Origin of the sequence: Pseudomonas promysalinigenes (assembly GCF_014269025.2) — a bacterium.
GTDB classification, from domain to species: domain Bacteria; phylum Pseudomonadota; class Gammaproteobacteria; order Pseudomonadales; family Pseudomonadaceae; genus Aquipseudomonas; species Aquipseudomonas promysalinigenes.
Window position 1 is genome coordinate 4,055,438 of sequence record NZ_CP077094.1, and the last position, 16,951, is coordinate 4,072,388.

The 16,951-nt window shown below is 61.9% G+C and carries 16 protein-coding genes; 3 read left to right on the forward strand and 13 right to left on the reverse strand.

Features of this window, described 5'->3' with window-relative positions:
- Window positions 1-19 precede the first annotated feature (19 nt).
- The gene (locus HU725_RS18435) at window positions 20-292 is read left to right on the forward strand and encodes an HPr family phosphocarrier protein (protein WP_186477692.1); all 273 of its coding nucleotides are present in this window, start codon (window positions 20-22) and stop codon (window positions 290-292) included.
- A 125-nt stretch (window positions 293-417) separates the two neighbouring features.
- Here the strand turns inward: HU725_RS18435 and HU725_RS22980 are convergent, their stop codons facing one another.
- From HU725_RS22980 to pmbA, 5 genes are all read right to left on the reverse strand, one after another.
- Entirely contained in the window at window positions 418-540 is a 123-nt protein-coding gene (locus HU725_RS22980) for a hypothetical protein (protein WP_261744066.1), read from the reverse strand.
- An 11-nt stretch (window positions 541-551) separates the two neighbouring features.
- Window positions 552-1,163, reverse strand: a complete 612-nt coding sequence (locus tag HU725_RS18440) for a superoxide dismutase (RefSeq protein WP_186477691.1) — start codon at window positions 1,161-1,163, stop codon at window positions 552-554.
- 88 nt (window positions 1,164-1,251) lie between these two features.
- Window positions 1,252-2,628 (reverse strand): class II fumarate hydratase, encoded by a 1,377-nt coding sequence (locus HU725_RS18445; protein ID WP_186477690.1) that lies wholly within the window; start codon window positions 2,626-2,628, stop codon window positions 1,252-1,254.
- Complete coding sequence (locus HU725_RS18450; protein ID WP_060478768.1) at window positions 2,621-3,022, reverse strand: hypothetical protein; 402 nt, start codon at window positions 3,020-3,022, stop codon at window positions 2,621-2,623. The genes HU725_RS18445 and HU725_RS18450 overlap by 8 nt, the downstream gene beginning before the upstream one ends.
- Before the next feature lie 127 nt (window positions 3,023-3,149).
- Window positions 3,150-4,496 (reverse strand): metalloprotease PmbA, encoded by a 1,347-nt coding sequence (gene pmbA, locus HU725_RS18455; protein WP_186477689.1) that lies wholly within the window; start codon window positions 4,494-4,496, stop codon window positions 3,150-3,152.
- 253 nt (window positions 4,497-4,749) lie between these two features.
- Between pmbA and yjgA the strand changes: the two genes are divergently transcribed.
- Window positions 4,750-5,271 (forward strand): ribosome biogenesis factor YjgA, encoded by a 522-nt coding sequence (gene yjgA / locus HU725_RS18460; RefSeq protein ID WP_060478770.1) that lies wholly within the window; start codon window positions 4,750-4,752, stop codon window positions 5,269-5,271.
- A gap of 110 nt (window positions 5,272-5,381) precedes the next feature.
- Here the strand turns inward: yjgA and tldD are convergent, their stop codons facing one another.
- The 8 genes from tldD to mreB all read right to left on the reverse strand — a co-directional run bounded on the left by tldD (window position 5,382) and on the right by mreB (window position 16,455).
- Complete coding sequence (gene tldD / locus HU725_RS18465; protein ID WP_060478771.1) at window positions 5,382-6,821, reverse strand: metalloprotease TldD; 1,440 nt, start codon at window positions 6,819-6,821, stop codon at window positions 5,382-5,384.
- 2 nt (window positions 6,822-6,823) lie between these two features.
- Window positions 6,824-7,675 carry a carbon-nitrogen hydrolase family protein gene (locus tag HU725_RS18470; RefSeq protein ID WP_186477688.1) on the reverse strand — a complete coding sequence of 284 codons (852 nt, stop codon included), beginning with the start codon at window positions 7,673-7,675 and terminating at the stop codon, window positions 6,824-6,826.
- Window positions 7,676-7,689: 14 nt separating this feature from the next.
- Window positions 7,690-11,505, reverse strand: coding sequence for a YhdP family protein (locus tag HU725_RS18475; RefSeq protein ID WP_186477687.1), 3,816 nt, complete (start codon window positions 11,503-11,505; stop codon window positions 7,690-7,692).
- A gap of 82 nt (window positions 11,506-11,587) precedes the next feature.
- A complete protein-coding gene (rng, locus tag HU725_RS18480) occupies window positions 11,588-13,045 on the reverse strand; it encodes a ribonuclease G (protein ID WP_060478774.1) in 1,458 nt (485 codons plus the stop codon).
- Between the two features lie 54 nt (window positions 13,046-13,099).
- Window positions 13,100-13,711 carry a Maf family protein gene (locus tag HU725_RS18485; RefSeq protein WP_060478775.1) on the reverse strand — a complete coding sequence of 204 codons (612 nt, stop codon included), beginning with the start codon at window positions 13,709-13,711 and terminating at the stop codon, window positions 13,100-13,102.
- A 32-nt stretch (window positions 13,712-13,743) separates the two neighbouring features.
- Window positions 13,744-14,232: a rod shape-determining protein MreD gene (gene mreD / locus HU725_RS18490; RefSeq protein WP_060478776.1), complete on the reverse strand. Its 489-nt coding sequence runs from the start codon at window positions 14,230-14,232 to the stop codon at window positions 13,744-13,746.
- Entirely contained in the window at window positions 14,232-15,206 is a 975-nt protein-coding gene (mreC, locus tag HU725_RS18495; RefSeq protein WP_230849763.1) for a rod shape-determining protein MreC, read from the reverse strand. Before mreC ends, mreD begins: the two co-directional genes overlap by 1 nt.
- A 211-nt stretch (window positions 15,207-15,417) precedes the next feature.
- Complete coding sequence (mreB, locus tag HU725_RS18500) at window positions 15,418-16,455, reverse strand: rod shape-determining protein MreB (protein WP_003255163.1); 1,038 nt, start codon at window positions 16,453-16,455, stop codon at window positions 15,418-15,420.
- 205 nt (window positions 16,456-16,660) lie between these two features.
- Between mreB and gatC the strand changes: the two genes are divergently transcribed.
- On the forward strand, window positions 16,661-16,948 hold the full coding sequence (gene gatC / locus HU725_RS18505; RefSeq protein WP_060478777.1) for an Asp-tRNA(Asn)/Glu-tRNA(Gln) amidotransferase subunit GatC: 288 nt from the start codon (window positions 16,661-16,663) through the stop codon (window positions 16,946-16,948).
- The last annotated feature ends 3 nt before the right edge of the window (window positions 16,949-16,951 follow it).

The following is a 16,951-nucleotide window of genomic DNA, read 5'->3' on the forward strand; positions in this document are numbered from 1 at the left end:
CCACAGGATCTACCGCACCATGCCCGCCCGCGAAATCACCATCATCAATAAGCTGGGCCTGCATGCTCGGGCGGCAGCCAAATTCGTCGGTGTGGCCGGCAAATACCCCTGCCAGGTCCGTGTCGGCCGTGCGTCTGACAAACTGGTCGACGGCAAGAGCATCATGGCGGTGATGATGCTGGCTGCGGGCAAAGGCACGCAGGTGCACCTGCACACCGAGGGTGAACAGGATAACGATGCGCTGGAAGCGTTGGTTGCACTGATCAACAACTACTTCGACGAAGGTGAGTGAAGTACCCGGGGCTTGCGACGTCCTGCAAGGGAACCCATCTTCCGGCGATCGGCATCGGGTATCCCGCCCCCCTGCTTACACGCCAAGCAAACCTCGAGTACGTTAGGGGCGATGATCGCGATCGGCTAAACGCCTAACCAGGCCATGCCCCGGGCCAGTAGTAGCGCACTACCGGCTACCAGCAGCAATACACCCAACGCCAAGCGCAGCAGACGGACACCGCCAAGGGCCATCACTGTAGCGCGCATGCCAGGTCGCTTCACTTCAAGGCTTCGAGATAGCGGCGCTCCACTTGCGGCCAGTCAATCACGTTGTAGAACGCCCCTATGTATTCGGGCCTGCGGTTTTGATACTTCAGGTAATAGGCGTGCTCCCACACATCAAGCCCGAGAATCGGCGTATTACCGTGCATCAGGGGGCTATCCTGATTCGCGCTGCTCTCAACTATCAACGTGTTCTGTGGCGTTACGCTGAGCCACGCCCAGCCACTGCCGAACCGGGTCAGGGCGGCCTTGGTGAAGGCCTCCTGGAACGCTTGGTAACCCCCAAGCTCGGCGTCAATGGCACGGGCCAGCTGGCCTTGTGGCAACCCACCACCCTGAGCAGACATGATCGTCCAGAACAAGCTGTGGTTGACATGACCGCCGCCATGATTGGTGACCGCGCCGCGCAGGTTCTCGGGCAGTTGCTTGACCGCACCGACCAGTTTCTCGGCTGGCCACTGCGCCCACTCGGTGCCCTCGAGGGCGGCGTTCAGACCATTGACGTAAGTCTGGTGGTGCTTTGTATGGTGAATCTCCATGGTCTGCGCGTCGATGTGCGGTTCCAGGGCATCATAGGCGTAAGGCAAAGGTGGCAGGGTATGCGGCATATCAATGGACTCCTTTGGTAAGAGCAATCAGCACCGCTGCCTGACCGGCCAGCAAGCTTGCAGGCCCCAGCGCGGTGCCTATGGCGTGTCAGATACCGCCGGCGGTCAGTTTTTCTGGGTCCAGCAACGCCTCGAGTTGATCGCGGGAGAGGTCGGTGTGTTCCAGCGCCACATCGATGATCGGGCGACCTTGCTGATAAGCAGACTTGGCGATTTCTGCGGCCTTGAGATAGCCGATGATGGGGTTCAGCGCGGTGACCAGGATCGGATTGCGAGCCAGGGCCTGCTTGAGCTGGGCTTCGTTGACCTTGAAACCGGCGATCGCCTTGTCCGCCAGCAGGCGGCTGGCATTGGCCATCAGTTCGATGCTTTCCAACAGGTTGCGAGCGATGACCGGCAGCATGACGTTGAGCTCGAAGTTACCCGACTGGCCGGCCACTGCGATGGTGGCGTCATTGCCGATCACCTGGGCGGCGACCATGGCAGTGGCTTCCGGGATTACCGGGTTGACCTTACCAGGCATGATCGAGGAGCCGGGCTGCAAGCCCTGCAATTCGATTTCACCCAAGCCAGCCAACGGGCCTGAATTCATCCAGCGCAGATCGTTGGCGATCTTCATCAACGCGACCGCGGTTGTCTTGAGTTGCCCTGAGAGGGCAACGGCGGTGTCTTGGGAGCCAATCAGTGCGAACAGATTACGCCCAGGCGTGAATTCGACCTTGGCGATATCGCTCAACTGACGCGCGAACACCGCGGCGAACTGCGGATGGGCATTGATCCCTGTGCCTACGGCGGTGCCGCCTTGCGCTAGGGCCTGCAGGCTCGGCAAGGTTGCCTGGATATGCGCTTTCGCGCCGTTGATCTGTGCTGCCCAGCCATCAAGTACCTGGCTCATGCGCACTGGCATGGCATCCATCAGGTGAGTTCGGCCAGTTTTCACGTAGCGATGTACCTGCGCTGACTTGGCCTCGATCACTTCAATCAGATGACTCAACGCCGGCAACAGTTGCTCGTGCAAAGCTAGCGCCGCACTGACGTGGATGGTGGTGGGAATGATGTCGTTGCTGCTTTGGCCACAGTTGACATGGTCATTGGCATTGACCGGCTCCCCAAGGATGCGACTGGCCAGGGTAGCAATGACTTCGTTGGCATTCATGTTCGAACTAGTGCCGGAGCCGGTCTGGAACACATCCACCGGGAAGTGCTCAATGAAATTCTCTGCCAGCAGCTGCTCAACCGCCTGAACGATGGCCTGCCCCTGCCCCGGCGAGAGCTGCTGCAATTGCACGTTGGCCTTGGCTGCGGCGGCCTTGGCCAGCAATAGCGCGCGAATGAACTGGGCCGGCATTCGCTGGCCGCTGATCGGAAAGTTGTCGACCGCGCGCTGGGTTTGAGCGCCATACAGGGCTTTGGCCGGCACCTGCAGCTCGCCCATGCTGTCACGCTCGATACGGGTATCAGTCATGTTCGAATCCTTGCATCAGTTCTTCGGGGGTAATCGAGGGCAGCAGTTGGCAGTTCGCCAACTGCATGGCATAGGGCTGCCACCGTAGATTCTGCTCGTGCCGGTCCAGCTTGCGCAGGTCGAGCAGCGGGCGCCAGGCTCGATCCAGGCACAAGCAGCGCCAGTGCCAAGGCAGCATGCGGTCGCAGGCGGTATCCAGCAGCAAGCGGAACGATGTCAATGCCACGGTCCATGGCGCAGTTTCGGTGCAGCACACCAGGTAGCGCCCTTCGGCCAGGTAGTGCTCGATCAGGCGCGGCTCGTTGGGTTCGAGGGCGCAGCGAATGCGCCGGCTGAGCCAGCGCCAGTTTTCCAGGTAAGGTAGTTCGCGCAGGACGGGTTTCATCAACATCATCGCCAAGTGATCGAGTAATGATATTGATTATTAATTGATAATCATAATCACTTCAAGTGATCGGCGATGAAAGAAAAACCCGGCACGCAGGCCGGGTTCAGTTTGAAACTGATTTTCCTAGGTGATTTCAGCTGCCAGCAACGGTCATCCGTTCGATCAATACCGAGCCGGTGTGAATATTGCTGCGAGTTTCCAGATCGCTACCAATCGCGACAATTTGCTGGAACATGTCTTTCATATTGCCAGCGATGGTCACCTCCTGCACCGCATGCTGGATCTCACCGTTCTCGACCCAGTAGCCTGCTGCACCGCGGGAATAATCGCCCGTCACCATATTCAGACCATGCCCCATCAGCTCGGTAACCAGCAGGCCACGGCCCATGCGCCGGATCAGCGCTGCCTGGTCCTCGACGCCATGGGTGACATACAGGTTATGCACACCCCCTGCGTTAGCGGTGCTCGGCAGGCCCAGCTTACGACCGGAGTAGGTACCCAGCAGGTAGGACACCAATTCGCCGTTGTCTACGAACGGTTTTGCGTAGGTCGCCAGGCCGTCTGCATCGAATGCGGCGCTGCCCAGCGCACGCGGAATATGCGGGCGTTCGTCTAGGGTCAGCCAGGATGGGAACAGGCGTTGGCCGATTGCCCCGTCGAGGAACGACGACTTGCGATACAGGTTGCCTCCAGAAATGGCCGAGAGGAAACTGCCGAACAGGCCCCCGGCCAGCTCGGCAGAAAAGAGCACCGGCACTTCGCAGGTCGCTACCGGGCGTGCACCCAGGCGGCTGGCGGCACGCTGGGCAGCCCGAATGCCAATGCTGCGCGGGTCGGCCAGCAGGTTGCCTTGACGGTTCACGTCATACCAGTAGTCACGCTGCATCTGGCCCTCACCCTCGGCGATCATCACGCAACTCAGGCTGTGCCGGGTCGAGGCGTAGCCGCCGATGAAGCCGTGGCTGTTGCCATACACGCGGCACCCTTGGTGGGTGTTCAAGGTGGTGCCATCGGCGTTGAGGATACGCGGGTCGGCGTCGAACGCCGCAGCTTCGCAGGTCAGCGCCATTTCGATGGCTTTTTCTGGCTCGATGCCCCAGTCGTGGTAAAGGTCCAGATCGGGAATGTCACGGGCCATCAGCGCTGCATCAGCCAAGCCCGAGCACTCGTCCTCGGAGGTGTGCTTGGCGATCGCCAAGGCAGCAGCGACGGTTTCTCGAACCGCTTCCGGACCACTGGCCGAGGTGCTGGCCGAGCCTTTGCGCTGGCCCACATACAGGGTGATGCCAAAGCCTTGGTCGCGGTTGAACTCGACCGTTTCGACCTCGCGTTGACGCACCGTGGTCGACAAGCCTTGCTCCAGCGACACCGCCACTTCACAGGCACTGGCGCCTTGCTTGCGTGCTTCTGCAATGATCGCTTCGACCTGCTCCTGCAACGCTGGCAGGTCCTTTGGGCCTACGCTTTGGACTGCACTCATGGTTTTCTCCACTCAAATTCTGCGCATGGCTACGGGTCATTCTACGACCGGGCCGGACAAGCGGCCCCCATCTGGTTATCATGGCGGCAAATTTCAGGCTTAGTACGAAAAGTGCCTGCGCGACGAACATGCTGCGTTGAAAGCCGGCTCGGAATGCTCATTTACAATCTGTAAACTCCGCTACCTCGCCTGTTTCGCCTTGCCTGCTCGCCGCTCGGCGACTTTTCTCAAAAACCCAAGCGGACTGCCCCCCATGGTTGATTCATACGACGACGCCTTCGACGGCGAAAAAAGCAAAACCCAGATCAAGCGCGAGCTGCATGCGTTGGTCGAGCTCGGCGAGCGCCTGACTACGCTCAAGGCCGATACCCTGGCACGCCTGCCGCTGACCGACGAACTGCGAAAAGCCCTGGCCGACGCCAGCAAGCACACCGCCCACGGAGCCCGCAAACGCCACATGTCGTTCGTCGGCAAGCTGATGCGTGTGCAGGACCTTGATGCCATCCATGCCGTGCTCGAACAGATGGACAGCTCGACCCGTCAGTACAACGAGCGCTTCCACAGCCTCGAACGCTGGCGCGACCGGCTGATTGACGGTAACGATGACGACCTTGAACGGTTCGTCAACGAATACCCGGAAACCGACCGCCAACAGCTGCGCTCGCTGATCCGTCATGCCCAGCACGAAAAAGCTCGGAACAAGCCGCCTGCCGCTGCGCGCAAGGTATTCAAATACATTCGCGACCTCGACGAACTGCAACGCGGTCTGCGCTGAATCTTTAGCGGCTGCCTGTGGGAGCGGGCTCGCCCTGCGAACACCGGCAGCCAGCACCGCACTGCCGGCTTCGCGAGGCAAGGCCGCGCCCACATCGGCGCCCAATGCCATCAAGCGCCAGTACCGCCCACGGTTATGGCATCAAGCTTCAAGGTCGGCTGCCCGACGCCTACCGGCACCGACTGCCCATCCTTGCCACAGGTCCCCACACCGCTGTCCAGTGCCAGATCGTTACCGACCATCGATACCCGGCTCATGGCTTCAGGCCCGTTGCCGATCAGGGTGGCGCCTTTGACCGGAGCGGTGATCTTGCCGTCTTCGATCAGGTAGGCTTCGCTGGTCGAGAACACGAACTTGCCGCTAGTGATGTCGACTTGGCCGCCGCCGAGGTTGGCGCAGTAAATACCTTTCTTCACCGAGGCGATGATTTCCTGGGGGTCACTCTCACCGCCCAGCATGTAGGTGTTGGTCATGCGCGGCATCGGCAGGTGCGCGTAGGACTCGCGCCGGCCGTTGCCAGTGACTGCCATGCCCATCAAACGCGCATTGAGCTTGTCTTGCATGTAGCCTTTGAGGATGCCGTTCTCGATCAGCGTTGTGCACTCGGTGGGGGTACCTTCGTCATCAACGCTCAGCGAGCCGCGGCGGCCTTCCAGGGTGCCGTCATCGACGATTGTGCACAGGCTGGAGGCAACTTTCTCGCCGATCCGGCCGCTGAATGCCGAGCTCCCCTTGCGGTTGAAATCCCCTTCCAGGCCATGGCCGACCGCTTCGTGCAGCAGCACACCCGACCAACCCGAGCCCAGTACCACCGGTAATGTGCCTGCCGGGGCCGGAATGGCCTCAAGGTTGACCAGCGCCTGACGCAACGCCTCGCGGGCGTAGCCCATGACGCGCTCTTGAGTGAAGAAGCGGTAGTCGGTACGCCCGCCACCACCCTGCCCGCCACGCTCACGGCGGCCATTTTGTTCGACGATGACACTGACGTTGAAGCGCACCAGCGGACGCACGTCGGCGGCCAGGCTGCCGTCGGCAGCGGCGATCAGGATGCGCTCCCAGACCCCGGCCATGCTCACGCTGACCTGCTGGATCCGCGGGTCGAGGGCGCGCGTGGCAGCATCGACGCGCTTTAGCAGCTCGACCTTTTCGGCACGGCTGAGTACATCCAAAGGGTTGTCAGGGGCATACAGCGCCGTGACGTCCCGGCTTTTGAAGGCCTGTACCTGGCCGCTCTGGCCTGCGCGGGAAATCGAGCGAGCGGCGCGGGCCGCCGAGTTCAGTGCCTCGAGGTTGATGGCATTGCTATAGGCGAAGCCAGTCTTCTCACCAGACTGGGCACGCACCCCAACGCCCTGGTCGAGGTTGAAGCTGCCCTCTTTGACGATGCCGTCCTCCAGCGCCCAGGTTTCCGAGATCTGGCCCTGGAAGTACAGGTCGGCGGCATCGATGCCGGGGCCGGCCAACTCGCCCAGCACGCTCTGCAGGCTATCGAGGGTAAGTCCGCCCGGGGCCAGTAGCTGCTCGCTGACGGTGGATAACATCTGGCTCATAGTCACTCCGCGGTGTGCGCAGGCCGCAAGGCGTCCTGCGAGAAAAAGCGCCGGTGCGTGGTGACCGGCATGCGCGCCCGGATGGACGCCTGTTCATCAGTGTCGCGCTCGGCAAGCAATACGGCTTCGCCTTGCGCCTGTTGGGCAACGATCCGCCCCCAAGGGTCGATGACCGCCGCATGCCCGTGGGTTTCCCGCGGGCCTGGATGGGTACCGCCCTGAGCCGCCGCCAGCACATAGCACTGGGTTTCGATGGCTCGGGCACGAATCAGCACGTCCCAATGTGCAGCGCCCGTGACCGCAGTGAAGGCTGCCGGCGCCGTGATCAGCTCCGCGCCCGCACTGCGCAAAGCGCTGTAAAGCTCGGGAAAGCGCAGATCGTAGCAAACGCTCAAGCCCAATCGGCCCACTGGCGTATCCGCCACTACCACACTGGCTCCATGGGCATAGTCATCGGACTCGCGGTAACGACCACGGTTGTCGGCAACGTCCACATCGAACAGGTGCAGCTTGTCATAACGCGCAACTACTTGGCCGTGTTCGTCGACAAGCAGCGAGCAGGCATGGGCCTTGGCTTGTGGTTGCCCTTGTGGCGGCAGCGGCAAAGTACCTGCAACAATCCATAATCTGAGGTCGCGAGCAGTGCGTTTCAACCATGGCAGAATCGGCCCATCGCCCAACGCCTCGGCGCGGCCGATGGCGGCGGCATCTTTGCGCCCCATCGCCGCGAAGTTCTCCGGCAGTACCGCAAGCTTCGCACCACCCAGCGCCGCCTGCTCGAGCAGAGCCCCGGCACGCTGCAAATTGGCCAGCACATCGTCCTGGCTGACCATCTGGATGACCGCTGCCTTCATGGGCGCTCCCAAGATTATTTGTTGAAAGGTTTCACAAAGGTGATTTTAGGCTCTTTTACCGGCCCCTCGACGCGATAGTGCACGCTTGCGAAACGCGATACCCGGTCGCCGATCAAGCGGTCGACCAGGAACAGCGCACCACCGACGGCGGGGGCGCCAACGATCAGCGCGGCCAAGGGCAGGTTGTTGGTAACCGGCAGCGACACCTGCACGTTGGCAGCGACCCGATCGCGGACCAGGTCCAGGGTACCTTCAAGCTCGAAGTTGCTCGACGGGCCGGTCACCGAGATGGGCTCGCGGGTGACGTAGACGCCATTGCTGGCCGCCAGCAGACCTTTGACCCGGTCGTAGGCCAAGCCCTTTTCGAACAGGTCCGAAAAATCCAGGCGCAGCCTGCGACCAATGGCATCGAAGTTGAGCAGCCCAAACACCCGCAGGGCCTGGGCACCACCTTCCACCTCGACGAACTGGCCGCTGCGCAAGGCTGCATCCATGCTGCCAGAGAACCGCTTGAGGCCAACCCAGGCCGGCGACCCAGGCCAGCGTCCGTCCACGTCCAGACGAAAATCACGGCTGGTCACGGTGGGCGCGAAGCCCCAGGCCTTGAGCACGTCGGCGAGGTTCTTGCCATCCAGGCGACCTTTGTACCAGCTGTTGGTGCCCCCTACTGGCCCCTCCCAGCCGCCTGAGCCATCGACGTGCAGACCTTTGACGTTCAAGTTGATGTCCTGCGCGGATACACCGTTTGCCGTGGGGCGCAGCTTCACTGCGGCACTGCCAAACAGATCATCGCCTCGGTACAGCCTATCGATGGTCAAGTCCAGTGCCGGCACTTTGCGCGGGTCGAAGGAGGCCAACGGATCGGGGCCCTCTTCGGCTTGCGCATCGGCAGGGTCGGCAGGCGGCAGGCGCAGGGTTTGTAGCCGTATGGTCATTGGCGCAGCCTTGGCATCAGGCACCCGGGCGTTACCGATGACCTCCCTGCTGTCCAGGCGCAGGTCCCATGCCGGGCCACCACGGGCCAGGCGCACCACGGCTTGATTCAGGCTCATGCCGAAGCCCTTGAGCTGGCCAATGCTCAGGTCAACGCTCTGCAGGGTCTGCCGGGCACTACCGCCTGGGTCATCACCGGCAAAGCGTGCGGCCTGTTCCTGCCAGGGCTCAAGATCGAGGCTATCCAGCCGCCCTCTGACGCGCAGCCCCTGACCTGACGGTAATTGCGCCTGGCCCGCGCCCAGCAGCAGTTCGCCGCGCCCTTGGGCCAGTTTGTCTGCAGGGGCGGCATAGGCGAAGCGGGCAAGGTCGGTATACGCCGCATTGAAGCGTCGCTCCGGCCCTTGCAGGGTCATGCTGAACTGGCTGTCACGGGTTTCAGCCGCCGCCTTGCCGAACGGAGCCGGCAAGTCGATGGCCAGACCTTTGAGTGAAGAACTGACATTCAGGCTGTTATCACGGCTGCCCAAGTTAAGCTGCAACTGGTAGGGGATATCACCCGACGCGGGCAAGGCCTGGGTGAACTGCAGCCAATCGGTGAGGGCCTTGAGCGGAGCCTGACCGCTGGCATCGATGCGTGTCTGCATCTGCCCGGGCTCGCCCAGGGCGCTGATCTGCGCGGTGGCCGGCTTGCCGAACACTTGCAAGCTGATGTTCTTGCCACTGAGCCCCTTGTCGAGGTCAAAGCTGAAATCCCCCTTCAGGCGTGTAAGGTCCAGGCTAGGCGGGGCAACTTTAAGCTTCGCATCGCTAGTGGCGAAGTCGACCAGCACTTTAGGACGCTCGCCATGGGCCAACGGAATGTCGAGCTTGACCTTGCCCTTGAGCGGCCCCTCCCCCTCCCAGGCCGCGAAGATGTCGCCTGTACCGATCGGTGTTTCCTTGAGGATCTTCAAGCCATCGCCGAGGCTGCCGTCGAACCCCCCGTCCAGATACAGGTGACTGTGCTGGCCCTCATCGACGTGAGGGATATTCACATTGACGTCGGTGACCGCAGTATCGAGCAGCAGGCCCTTGCTGGCCTTGATACGCACACCGCTGTCCTCGATCAGCACATCGCCGTCCACTTGCTGCACCTGCGGCCAGCCCGGCTGGAAGTCCAGCACTGCATCGTGGACCTTGAAGAACAGGCTGATGCTGCGAGCCTCAGGTGAGGCGCCATGGTTCAGCGAACCTTGGTACTGGAAATAGCCTTGATCAACATCGCCTTTGACGATAGCGCTGCGCAGCCATTCATCGAGCGCAGGGCTCAGCACCTCGGGCAGGTATTTGGCAGTGTAGCGGCCATCACCGTCGGTTAGCCCCACCCGCAGGTCCATGTAACTTTCAGCGCCTGGGTCGAACAGCAGGCGGATCAGAAAGTCGCCGGCGATCTTGCCCTCTTCTCCCAATACCTTGAGGTAGGGCGCGACCAGGGTGAAGCCATGCTGGTCGAGGGCCCAGGTCAGGCGTGCATTGGCCTTTTGGTAATGCCAGGGTTTGGCGAAGATCGGATACAGATGCAGCATGAACGCGTCGGTGTCCAGGCGTAGTTCGCCATGGCCAAGGTCACCGCTGATGCTGCCACTGACGTTCCCGGCCGCTGGGGCGCCGTGATAGGCATCGAACCCTACCTGCTCCAGGTTGGCGGCGAACTGCAGGCGCTGGTTGCCCTCAGCCTTCGGCCGCACGTCCAGGCGCACGTTGCGCAGTGCACCTTTTACCTGGAGTGCTTCGAGCACCTCCATGAGCTTGTCTGGCAAGGGTGCCAGTGCCTGCACCAATGGGGTCAGAGGCGTAAGGTCCAAGCGGTCTGCCTGCACCTGCCAGGTTTCACCCGCTGGGTCATCGCCTGGGCGCTGGTTTACTTGCAGATGCGACTCCCAACGTGTCTTGCCAATGCTCGCGGCAAGTGAGTCGACCACCACATCAAAACCCTGGTCGCGACGCTGGAACCAGGCGGACAAGGCAAGATCATCCAACGCCACCGCCTTGCGGTCAGCATAGGCACCGCCCAGGTTTGGCGCATTCAAGCGAACGACGGCCTGCTGCAGCTGGCCCTGCCCCCAATCGACCCAGAACTCGCCTCCGGCCTTCAACGCTTCGGCCCGCCACTGGCCCAGCAGCCGCGGTGGCAGCCAGCGCGCCCAGTCACTTTGCGGCAAGCTCAAATAAGCCTTGGCATCCCCGTCGCGCCAGGCCTCGGCGGTGGCCCGGCTGCGCAGGTAGAGCGCCAGCGGCTGGCCGTCGGGCAAAGTAGCGCGCAAGTCCAGGGCCTGACGAGATGTGCCGGCCTGCAAACCGAGGCTGACATAGGTGAGGGTCAATGGGTCCCGCTGCCAGGGCTGCAGCGTGACCTGGCTGTCGAATACATCGATACGGCCCAATTGGCGCAGGCGCTGCAGCATCTGGGCGGGGTCGAGCGGCGCGTCGTCCTTTTTCGGCAGCCCTTCCATCGCCCAATTACCCTGCTCGTCTTCGCGCAGGATCAATTGCAAGCCACCCAGCTCGATGCGCGACAGGCGCACTTCACGGGCAACCAGGCTGGCCCAAAGATCGGGCACCACCTTCACATCATCGAGCCGCAGGGCTGAAGCGCCTTCCCCCAGTTGCAGGTCACGCACCCGTAGCACCGGCGACAGGCCACTCCAACGCCCTTCCAGAGCCCCCACATGCACAGGCAATTCAAGCGCCTGTTCAGCCTTGCGCTGAACGTCTGCGCGGTACTCGGCCACCAGCGGCACCAGTACACGGCCGAGGCTGACATACAGCGCTACCAACACGGCGAGCAGAGCGCATAGGCCTAGACCCCAACGGGTCAAGGCAAGCAGAACGCGGTTCAGACGTCCCATGGCCATGGCCCTCCAGGTCGTTTATCCATGATGGCCCGACGTGCCGACTTTGCCAGCCAGCGCCCTATGCGGCAGGTAATGAAACGCCTCAGAGCAGCACCACGTCGTATTGTTCCTGCGAATACATCGACTCGACCTGGAAGCGAATGGTTCGACCGATGAAGGTCTCAAGTTCGGCAACGTTGCCGGACTCCTCGTCCAGTAGGCGATCCACCACCTTCTGGTTGGCCAGCACCCGATAGCCTTCAGCCTGATAGGCACGGGCTTCGCGAAGTATTTCGCGGAAGATCTCGTAGCAGATGGTTTCAGGGGTTTTCAGTTTCCCACGGCCGTGACAGGCGATGCAGGGCTCGCACAATACCTGCTCGAGGCTTTCGCGGGTGCGCTTGCGCGTCATCTGCACCAGGCCCAGTTCGGTGATGCCGATGATGTTGGTTTTGGCATGATCGCGTTCGAGCTGTTTTTCCAGGGTGCGCAACACCTGGCGCTGATGTTCTTCGTCTTCCATGTCGATGAAGTCGATGATGATGATCCCGCCGATGTTGCGCAGCCGCAGTTGCCGGGCAATGGCCGTGGCAGCTTCGAGGTTGGTCTTGAAGATGGTTTCTTCGAGGTTGCGATGGCCGACGAATGCCCCGGTGTTGACGTCGATGGTGGTCATCGCTTCGGCGGGGTCGACCACCAGGTAGCCACCAGACTTGAGCGGCACCTTGCGCTCCAGGGCGCGCTGAATTTCGTCTTCGACCCCATACAGGTCGAAAATCGGCCGCTCCCCTGGATAGTGCTCCAGACGATCAGCAATTTCCGGCATCAGCTCGATGACGAACTGCGTGGTTTTCTGGAAGGTTTCCCGCGAGTCGATACGGATTTTTTCGATCTTCGGGTTGACCAGATCCCGTAGCGTGCGCAGAGCAAGGCCCAGGTCTTCGTAGATGACAGTCGGCGCACCGCAGGTTTTGATCTGGCTGCCGATCTGTTCCCAGAGACGGCGCAGGTAGCGGATGTCCTGGAGGATTTCTTCAGAGCGCGCCCCTTCGGCAGCGGTGCGCAGAATGAAGCCCCCGGCGTCCTTGATGTTCTCGCTGACCATGCAATCGCTGACCACTTGCTTGAGGCGCTCGCGCTCTGCTTCGTCTTCGATCTTCAGGGAAATACCGACGTGGCTGCTGCGCGGCATGTACACCAGGTAACGAGAGGGGATCGACAGCTGCGTGGTCAGGCGTGCGCCCTTGGTGCCGATTGGGTCTTTGGTCACCTGCACCACCAGCGCCTGGCCCTCGTGGACCAGTGCCGTGATGTTCTCCACCGCCGAGCCTTCGCGCTGAGAAATCTCCGAGGCATGGATGAACGCTGCGCGTTCAAGCCCAATGTCGACGAAGGCTGCCTGCATACCCGGCAGCACCCGCACCACCTTGCCTTTGTAGATATTGCCAACGATGCCGCGGCGCTGGGTGCGCTCGACGTGCACTTCCTGCAGCACCCCGTTTTCCACCACCGCCACACGCGATTCCATCGGGGTGATGTTGATCAGGATCTCTTCACTCATGGCAGGCTCTCGTCAAAGGTCTTCGGTAATGATGGATCGCGCGTGACAGCCTGGCTACCGTTGGTTTGTTACCTCAGGCAAAAGCGCCGCTTCCTGCCAGCAGGCGATGCCGAACTCGGCGAGGATCTCGGCCGTTTCGCACAACGGCAGGCCAACCACTGCCGAATAACTGCCTTGGAGGCCGGTTACGAATACCGCACCCAGGCCTTGGATGGCATAGCCGCCGGCCTTGTCCGCCGGCTCGCCCGTGGCCCAGTAACGCTCGGCCTGCGCAGCATCGATGGCGCGAAAATGTACGGTGCTGCTGACGCGCACACTTTCGCAGCGCTGCCCATCGCACACTGCCACTGCCGTAAGTACCTGATGGGCTTTGCCGCCCAGCTCGCGCAGCATGGCCAACGCGTGTTCGCGGTTCTCGGGCTTGCCCATGATGCGGCCGTCGAGCACCACCGCCGTATCGGCACCAAGCACCACGCCAGGGCCTTGCAGGGCCGCCAGGCCGGCCTGAGCCTTGGCCACGGCCAGGCGCTCGACGTAAGCGTCGGCGCCTTCACCGGGCAGTGGGGTTTCATCGATCGGAGCGCTGACGACGGCGAACGGCACGCCGATCTGCGCGAGCAATTCACGTCTGCGTGGCGAGCCAGAGGCGAGGTAGAGTGGTTTCATGAGACATCTCCCTGTCAGTGGTGGCAGCGCCGTCAGTGAATGTGCAGGCGTCTGCGCAGGTCGCGCAGGGCGAAGCTGATCCACGGCCAGAGCAAGGCACTGATCACCGCTGACCAGACCAGCGCCAGGGTTGGCAGGCGGTTGCCGGTCAGCGCGCTGAGCCAAAGCTGGACCAACTGAGCAATACCGAAGATCACCAGCACCACCAGGCTCTGCTGCCAAAGCGGGAACATGCGCAAGCGCTGCTGCAAGGAAAGCACCAGGAAGGTGATGAGGGTGAGGATCAGCGCGTTCTGGCCGAGCAAGGTTCCGTACAGGACATCCTCGGCCAGCCCCAGCACGAAGGCAGTGGTCATGCCCACTCTATTGGGCACGTTCAAGGTCCAGAAGGACACAAGCATCGCCAGCCACATGGGGCGGAACACTTCGAGAAACTGAGGCATCGGCGACACGCTGAGCAACAGCCCGATGGCGAATGTAAGCCAAATGACCCAAGCGTGATTTCGGCGCGACTTGGCCATTATTGCCTCCGAGGTTGCGCAGGTGCCGCTGGAGCCGCAGCGGGACTGGTCGGCGCGGCTGCAGGAGTGGCAGGTGCCTGCCCTGTAGCGGCAGGTGCAGCCGTGGACGCAGGCTCGGCAGCAGTGGCCGGCTGCGCTGCGCCTTTGCGATCGGCTTCCTCTTGGGCAATGGCGGCGTCAGTGGCGCGCTGCTCCGGCGTGCGACGGTCGCTGAACACCAGCAGCATGTAGCGGCTGCGGTTAAGGGCGGCAGTCGGAATGGCGCGTACGATTGCAAACGGCTGGCCGGAGTCGTGAATCACCTCATTGACCGTGGCCACCGGGTAACCGGCCGGGAAACGTTGGCCCATGCCGGAGCTGACCAGCAGGTCGCCTTCCTTGATGTCAGCGGTATCGGCAACATGGCGCAGTTCCAGACGCTCCGGGTTGCCCGTGCCGCTAGCGATGGCGCGCAGCCCATTGCGGTTGACCTGCACCGGAATGCTGTGGGTCGTATCGGTCAACAGCAACACCCGTGACGTGTAAGGCATCAGCTCGACGACCTGGCCCATCAGGCCGCGGGCATCGAGCACCGGCTGGCCAAGGAACACGCCATCGCGCTCACCCTTGTTGATCAGGATGCGGTGGGTGAACGGGTTGGGATCGACGCCGATCAACTCGGCCACCTCGACTTTCTCGTTAACCAGCGCCGAAGAGTTGAGCAGCTCACGCAGGCGCACGTTCTGCTCGGTCAGGGCCGCCAGTTTTTGCAGGCGCCCCTGCAACAACAGGGCTTCGGTCTTGAGTTTTTCGTTTTCGGCGATCAGCTCCGTACGGCTGCCGAACTGGCCGGCCACGCCTTGCCACATGCGCTGCGGCAGGTCAGTGATCCAGTACGATTCCATCAGCACCAGGCCCATCTGGCTGCGCACAGGCTTGAGCACGTCGAAACGCGCGTCGACAACCATCAACGCGACCGACAGCACCACCAGCACTAGCAGGCGAACGCCCAGCGAAGGGCCCTTGGAGAAAAGCGGTTTAATGGGCCGTTCCTCGTGGACGACTCAGGAGGTCATTGGACATCGGGACAACGCACCAGCCTGGTTGCGGGTTGACGGAAACGACGCCCGGACGGACGCCAGCCCAGCGCATACAGGTAGCACTGTGCGTGCTACCTGTAAACCGGGCGCTCGATGGCTACGCGGATCACTCGCTGGAGAGCAAGTCCATCGCGTGCTTGTCCATCATTTCCAGGGCGCGGCCACCGCCACGGGCCACGCAGGTCAGCGGGTCTTCGGCAACGATCACCGGCAGGCCAGTTTCCTGGGCCAGCAGCTTGTCCAGGTCACGCAGCAGGGCACCGCCACCGGTCAGTACCAGGCCGCGCTCGGCGATGTCGGAGGCCAGCTCCGGCGGCGATTGCTCCAGAGCGCTCTTGACCGCCTGGACGATGGTCGCCAGGGATTCCTGCAGCGCTTCGAGGACTTCGTTGGAATTCAGGGTGAAGGCACGCGGTACGCCCTCGGCCAGGTTACGGCCACGTACGTCGACTTCGCGCACTTCGCCGCCTGGGTAGGCAGTGCCGATTTCCTGTTTGATGCGCTCGGCAGTGGACTCGCCGATCAGGCTGCCGTAGTTGCGGCGCACGTAGGTAACGATGGCTTCGTCGAAGCGGTCGCCGCCAACGCGTACGGATTCGGCATACACCACACCGTTGAGCGAGATGAGGGCGATTTCGGTGGTACCGCCACCGATGTCGACAACCATCGAGCCGCGAGCTTCTTCGACTGGCAGGCCGGCGCCGATGGCAGCGGCCATGGGTTCTTCGATCAGGAACACTTCACGGGCACCGGCACCCAGGGCCGACTCGCGAATGGCGCGGCGCTCTACCTGGGTCGACTTGCACGGTACGCAGATCAGCACGCGAGGGCTGGGCTGCAGGAAGCTGTTTTCGTGCACTTTGTTGATGAAGTACTGCAGCATTTTTTCACAGACGCTGAAGTCGGCAATGACGCCGTCTTTCATCGGACGAATGGCAGCAATGTTACCTGGGGTACGACCGAGCATGCGCTTGGCCTCGGTACCGACGGCGACGACGCTTTTCTGGTTGCCGTGGGTACGGATGGCAACAACCGAGGGCTCATTCAGGACGATACCGCGCTCACGCACGTAAATTAGGGTGTTGGCAGTCCCCAGGTCGATGGAAAGATCGCTGGAAAACATGCCACGCAGTTTCTTGAACATGGGAAAGTGACCCTGGGGAAAGCGTGGGTAAAAAAGTGCGGCAAACTCTAACAATGGCAGGGATTTTGGGCAAGGAGCCAATATGTTAAATTGGCTGTTTTTCCGAGCACGCCAGCAGATGATCGCGGCCGTTGGACCGCCAAAATGCTGACATGTTCCTCACTGCCGAGCTGATTCGGTTCTTTGTTTCCCCTGGAGATCAACCATGGCGCTTGAACGCAGCGACGTGGAGAAGATCGCCCATCTGGCCCGCCTGGGCCTGAATGACGGCGAACTGCCACGCATTACTGACGCCCTGAACAGCATTCTCGGCCTGGTCGACCAGATGCAAGCGGTCGACACCGACGGTATCGAACCTCTGGCCCATCCCCTGGAGGCCAGCCAGCGTCTGCGTCCCGACCAGGTCACCGAAAGCAATCAGCGCGATGCCTATCAGGCCATTGCACCCTCGACCGAAAGCGGTCTGTACCTGGTTCCCAAAGTCATCGAGTAAGGG

What these genes read in the sequence shown, in the direction of transcription:
- HU725_RS18475 (WP_186477687.1), bottom strand. Translation starts at nt 11,505, where the DNA reads ATGGCCATGGGACGTCTGAACCGCGTTCTGCTTGCCTTGACCCGTTGG.
- HU725_RS18470 (WP_186477688.1), bottom strand. Translation starts at nt 7,675, where the DNA reads ATGAAGGCAGCGGTCATCCAGATGGTCAGCCAGGACGATGTGCTGGCC.
- tldD (WP_060478771.1), bottom strand. Translation starts at nt 6,821, where the DNA reads ATGAGCCAGATGTTATCCACCGTCAGCGAGCAGCTACTGGCCCCGGGC.
- yjgA (WP_060478770.1), top strand. Translation starts at nt 4,750, where the DNA reads ATGGTTGATTCATACGACGACGCCTTCGACGGCGAAAAAAGCAAAACC.
- rng (WP_060478774.1), bottom strand. Translation starts at nt 13,045, where the DNA reads ATGAGTGAAGAGATCCTGATCAACATCACCCCGATGGAATCGCGTGTG.
- gatC (WP_060478777.1), top strand. Translation starts at nt 16,661, where the DNA reads ATGGCGCTTGAACGCAGCGACGTGGAGAAGATCGCCCATCTGGCCCGC.
- mreD (WP_060478776.1), bottom strand. Translation starts at nt 14,232, where the DNA reads ATGGCCAAGTCGCGCCGAAATCACGCTTGGGTCATTTGGCTTACATTC.
- HU725_RS22980 (WP_261744066.1), bottom strand. Translation starts at nt 540, where the DNA reads ATGCGCGCTACAGTGATGGCCCTTGGCGGTGTCCGTCTGCTGCGCTTG.
- HU725_RS18485 (WP_060478775.1), bottom strand. Translation starts at nt 13,711, where the DNA reads ATGAAACCACTCTACCTCGCCTCTGGCTCGCCACGCAGACGTGAATTG.
- HU725_RS18440 (WP_186477691.1), bottom strand. Translation starts at nt 1,163, where the DNA reads ATGCCGCATACCCTGCCACCTTTGCCTTACGCCTATGATGCCCTGGAA.
- HU725_RS18445 (WP_186477690.1), bottom strand. Translation starts at nt 2,628, where the DNA reads ATGACTGATACCCGTATCGAGCGTGACAGCATGGGCGAGCTGCAGGTG.
- mreB (WP_003255163.1), bottom strand. Translation starts at nt 16,455, where the DNA reads ATGTTCAAGAAACTGCGTGGCATGTTTTCCAGCGATCTTTCCATCGAC.
- HU725_RS18450 (WP_060478768.1), bottom strand. Translation starts at nt 3,022, where the DNA reads ATGATGTTGATGAAACCCGTCCTGCGCGAACTACCTTACCTGGAAAAC.
- pmbA (WP_186477689.1), bottom strand. Translation starts at nt 4,496, where the DNA reads ATGAGTGCAGTCCAAAGCGTAGGCCCAAAGGACCTGCCAGCGTTGCAG.
- HU725_RS18435 (WP_186477692.1), top strand. Translation starts at nt 20, where the DNA reads ATGCCCGCCCGCGAAATCACCATCATCAATAAGCTGGGCCTGCATGCT.